General features: G+C 62.9%; 3 protein-coding genes and 2 pseudogenes. 1 reads left to right on the top strand and 4 read right to left on the bottom strand.

Annotated features, from left to right (window positions below):
• Positions 1 to 336, top strand: a 336-nt coding sequence (locus J0I64_RS03180) for a hypothetical protein (RefSeq protein WP_291406173.1), incomplete at its 5' end; no start/stop codon positions are given.
• 59 nt (positions 337 to 395) lie between these two features.
• Here the strand turns inward: J0I64_RS03180 and J0I64_RS03175 are convergent.
• The 4 genes and pseudogenes from J0I64_RS03175 to J0I64_RS03160 form a co-directional block, all read right to left on the bottom strand.
• Positions 396 to 1,187, bottom strand: a complete 792-nt coding sequence (locus J0I64_RS03175) for a CoA ester lyase (protein ID WP_291406172.1) — start codon at positions 1,185 to 1,187, stop codon at positions 396 to 398.
• Positions 1,187 to 2,289: pseudogene (locus J0I64_RS03170) on the bottom strand (CoA transferase). The gene J0I64_RS03175 and the pseudogene J0I64_RS03170 overlap by 1 nt, the downstream one beginning before the upstream one ends.
• A gap of 89 nt (positions 2,290 to 2,378) precedes the next feature.
• On the bottom strand, positions 2,379 to 3,446 hold the full coding sequence (ugpC, locus tag J0I64_RS03165) for a sn-glycerol-3-phosphate ABC transporter ATP-binding protein UgpC (RefSeq protein WP_291406171.1): 1,068 nt from the start codon (positions 3,444 to 3,446) through the stop codon (positions 2,379 to 2,381).
• A gap of 11 nt (positions 3,447 to 3,457) precedes the next feature.
• A pseudogene (locus J0I64_RS03160) lies at positions 3,458 to 3,752 on the bottom strand (ADP-ribosylglycohydrolase family protein); the annotation flags it as partial.

The raw sequence follows: 3,752 nt of genomic DNA, 5'->3' as shown, positions 1-3,752 counted from the left end.
CGCACGCTCTATCGCGAAACCATCGTTGCGGTGATGACCGAAAGCCTACACCTCTGGCGCAAGGACACCGGCAAATCCAAATATGACCTCGCCGAGGAAAGCGGCATCTGGCGCGTCAGCCTCGACCGCTCCTCACTGCAATCGCGCACGCTCGACAAATACCTGCTCATCGAAACCCTGCCCGAGCGCCCCCGCTGGCGCGACGTCATAAAAACTGGCGAATTCGTCCTCGCCCACATCGCGCCCCAACAGCCCGAAGCCACCGAGGCCCTCGCAACCGACCTCGAAGCATTGAAGCGCCTGGTCAAGGCCTCTCTTGATCCGGCCAGGGACTGAGTGAGCAGGGGCCACACCCGCTTTCGCGGAAAGGACCCGGTAAGCGTGTGGGCCTGACCTTACCCAACCTGCCGCAAAATCGCCGCCGCGCGATCACGCAACGGCTTGTCGATCATCTTGCCATTCAGGCTCACCGTGCCGTCGGTCGCCACCACCGCCCGCGCCCACTCGATCTCCGCGACAGTCGGCGCAAACGCCTCATTCAGCAGCTGCACCGCCGAAGGATGCACGCAGGTCGCCCCATCAAATCCATGCCGCCGCGCCTCCCGCGCCGCCTCAGCAATGGCCCCGGTATCCGCATAATCGGCAATCGAGCGCAGCAGTCCCAACGACCGCTTCCCCGCCGCTTTCGCCGCATAATGCACCAGCAATTTGGGCATGCGCAGCACATCCGGGTCCGGCACCCCGCCCAGCTCAAGCGCGAAATCCTCGCTACCCAAATTGACCGCAGCCAGCCTCGGATGCCGGCAAATCGCCGCCGCGTCGAGCACCCCCGCCGGGCTTTCAATGGTCGCCAGCACCGGGATTTCGGCCCCACCGTGCTGCTGCATCATCGCATCAAGCTCATCCAGGACAGCCAAGGAATTGGCCTTGGGAAAGACCAACAGGTCCACCCCCGTGCGAAGGGCGGCCTCGACGTCCTCTTCCGACCCAGAATTGATCCGCACCGCCACGGCGCCCGAACCCTGCCTCAGGCTTTTTGCCGCCTCGACAAGATTGCCCCGTGCAAACGCCTTGCGATCTTCCGGCACCGCATCCTCAAGATCGAGAATGACCGCATCCGCCCCCCGCAGATGCGCCTTGGCGATAAACCGCTCCTGATCAGCTGGCACATAGAGCAGCGAACGCATCACGCGACCCTCCGGAATTCCCCGTCGAACCCAAGCTCCTTGAGCAATTCCGCGCCATGCTCGTTGAGCCCCGGCGCCGGCCGTCTAAATCCACCCGGTGTCCCAGAAAGCCGCGGCACCACATTGTGCATCGGCATATCGCCGAACTCTTCATCCTCGAGCGCCACGACAATCTCGCGCTCGGCAAAATGCGCGTCGCCCATGGCATCGCCGATATTATAGACCGGTCCCACCGTCGCCCCGGCCGCCCGCATTTCCTTGAGCGCCGCGTCGCGCGTTCGCGTCGCAAACCACTCCGAAATCGCTCCATCCACCAGATCGCGATGCTTCACCGATCCGAATTGGTGGCAAAGCGCGGATCATCGTTCATGTCCGGTCGCCCGATGATCTCAAAAATCCGCCGCGCCACCGTCTGCGTCGATCCCGACAGCGCGACATAGCCCCCATCGGCACAGCGATAGACGTTGCGCGGCGAAGCCGTGTTGGACGCACTCCCCACTCGCTGCTTGATCTTTCCGGTTTTGGCGAAAATCCCCGCCTCCGGCCCCAGCACCGAAAACATCGACTCAAGCAACGACAAGTCAATCACCTGCCCCCGTCCGCCCCGCACATCCCGGGCATAGAGCGCCGTCATCGTCGCCGAGGCGCCATAGACGCCTGCGATCATGTCGGCCAGCGCTAGGGGAGGCAGCACCGGCTCGCGATCAGCAAACCCCGTCCGGTCCGCAAAGCCGCTCATCGCCTCGACGATGGTTCCGAAGCCCGGCAGATGCGCATAAGGCCCGGTCTGCCCGAACCCCGAAATCCTCACCACCACCAGCCGCGGATTGCGCTCCAGCAATGTTTCCGGCGCCAGCCCCATCTTTTCGAGCGTCCCCGGCCGAAAGTTCTCGATGAACACGTCGGCCGTATCGATCAATTTCAGCAGCACATCCATCTGCGCCGCTTCGCGGAGGTTAAGGCAGATCGACCGCTTGTTGCGTCCATAGGCCTTCCAGAAAAAGGAGTGCCCCTCCTCCTTCCAGTCGCGCAGGGGATCGCCCTCGGGCGGCTCCACCTTGATCACATCGGCGCCGAAATCGCCGAGCTGCAAGCTCAGCATATTGCCCGCCATCAGCCGCGACAGATCGACGACGCGAATACCCTCAAGCGGTCCCGTCGCCGTGCCATCAAACCGAAGCTGCGAAAAACTCACCGGTCGAGCCTTTCCCCGCTCGCCTTGTCAAACAGCAGCACTTTTGCGGGATCAATCCCGAGCCCAATCTTCTGGCCCGGCGACAGCAGTTCCGCATCGCGAATGACGACGCTGATCTCCGTCGCCCCAATCCGCGCGCGCACTTCCTGCGCCTCGCCCGTTGGCTCCACCACCAACGCCTCGGCTTCAACGCCACCAGCATTGAGCCCGATATGCTGCGGCCGGATGCCATAGACCACAGGCGTACCAGCAGGCAGCGGCAGCGGACGGGGAATTGGGAGGTTTTCCCCGCCCGCCAGGGCCACGCTCGAAACGTCCGGTCCGAGCGTGGTAACCTCAAGCAGGTTCATTTCCGGCGAGCCGATAAAGCCCGCCACGAAGAGATTATTGGGATCATTGTAGAGATCGAGCGGCGCGCCGGCCTGCTCGATCTTGCCGCCATTCAGCACCACGATCGTATCGGCCATGGTCATGGCTTCGGTCTGGTCATGCGTCACATAGATCGTGGTCTTGCCCAGCCGCTGATGCAGCGCCTTGATCTCGCCGCGCATGCGCACACGCAGTTTCGCATCGAGATTGCTCAGCGGCTCATCGAAGAGAAACGCCCGTGGATTGCGCACGATGGCGCGACCCATGGCGACGCGCTGTCGCTGCCCGCCCGACAGTTCCTTCGGTAGGCGATCGAGCAGGTTTTCGAGCCCCAGGATCGCCGCCGCTTCAGCGACGCGCTTATCGCGCTCCGCCTTGGAAATACCGGCAAGCCGCAGCGCAAAGCTCATATTGTCCGCCACCTTCATATGCGGATAGAGCGCATATGACTGAAAGACCATGGCGAGGTCCCGTTCCTTGGCGGGCATGTTGTTGACGACCTTCCCGCCAATGGTGATCTCGCCGCCGGAAATCGGCTCCAGCCCGGCAATCATGCGCAAAAGCGTGGACTTGCCGCAGCCCGAAGGCCCGACCAGCACCACGAACTCGCCTCTTTCCATGGAAAGCGACAGGTCCTTGATGACGGCCACGCCACCAAAATTCTTGCTGACATTGCGGAGTTCGATTTCCGGCATTTTTCTGCCTCCTACTTTTCCGTCACGGCAAAGCGATCGACCGCCATGCGCCCAGCAGATCCAAGCCGCAGCCCGGACATTCCATAGGCAAAAGTCGCGTCCGTCGCCGAAGCCAGCGCCTTGCCATCGATCTCAAGCGCGAGCTTGTCGCCTTCAACGCTCAGCTCCACGCGATAGACGCGCCCGGCCTCGGGCTTGAACGGTACGCTCGCGAGCACCGTCTGCCCAAAGTCATGCTTCACAATGACCGCTTCGCCATTCTGGAACCCGGCCGCATAGAACCGCCCCGTGCCCTGCACGCGCGCC

It is taken from the genome of Devosia sp. (assembly GCF_017307565.1).
GTDB lineage: Bacteria > Pseudomonadota > Alphaproteobacteria > Rhizobiales > Devosiaceae > Devosia.
The sequence above is the reverse complement of the archived record's forward strand: the minus strand, read 5'-3'. Positions and strand labels throughout refer to the sequence as shown.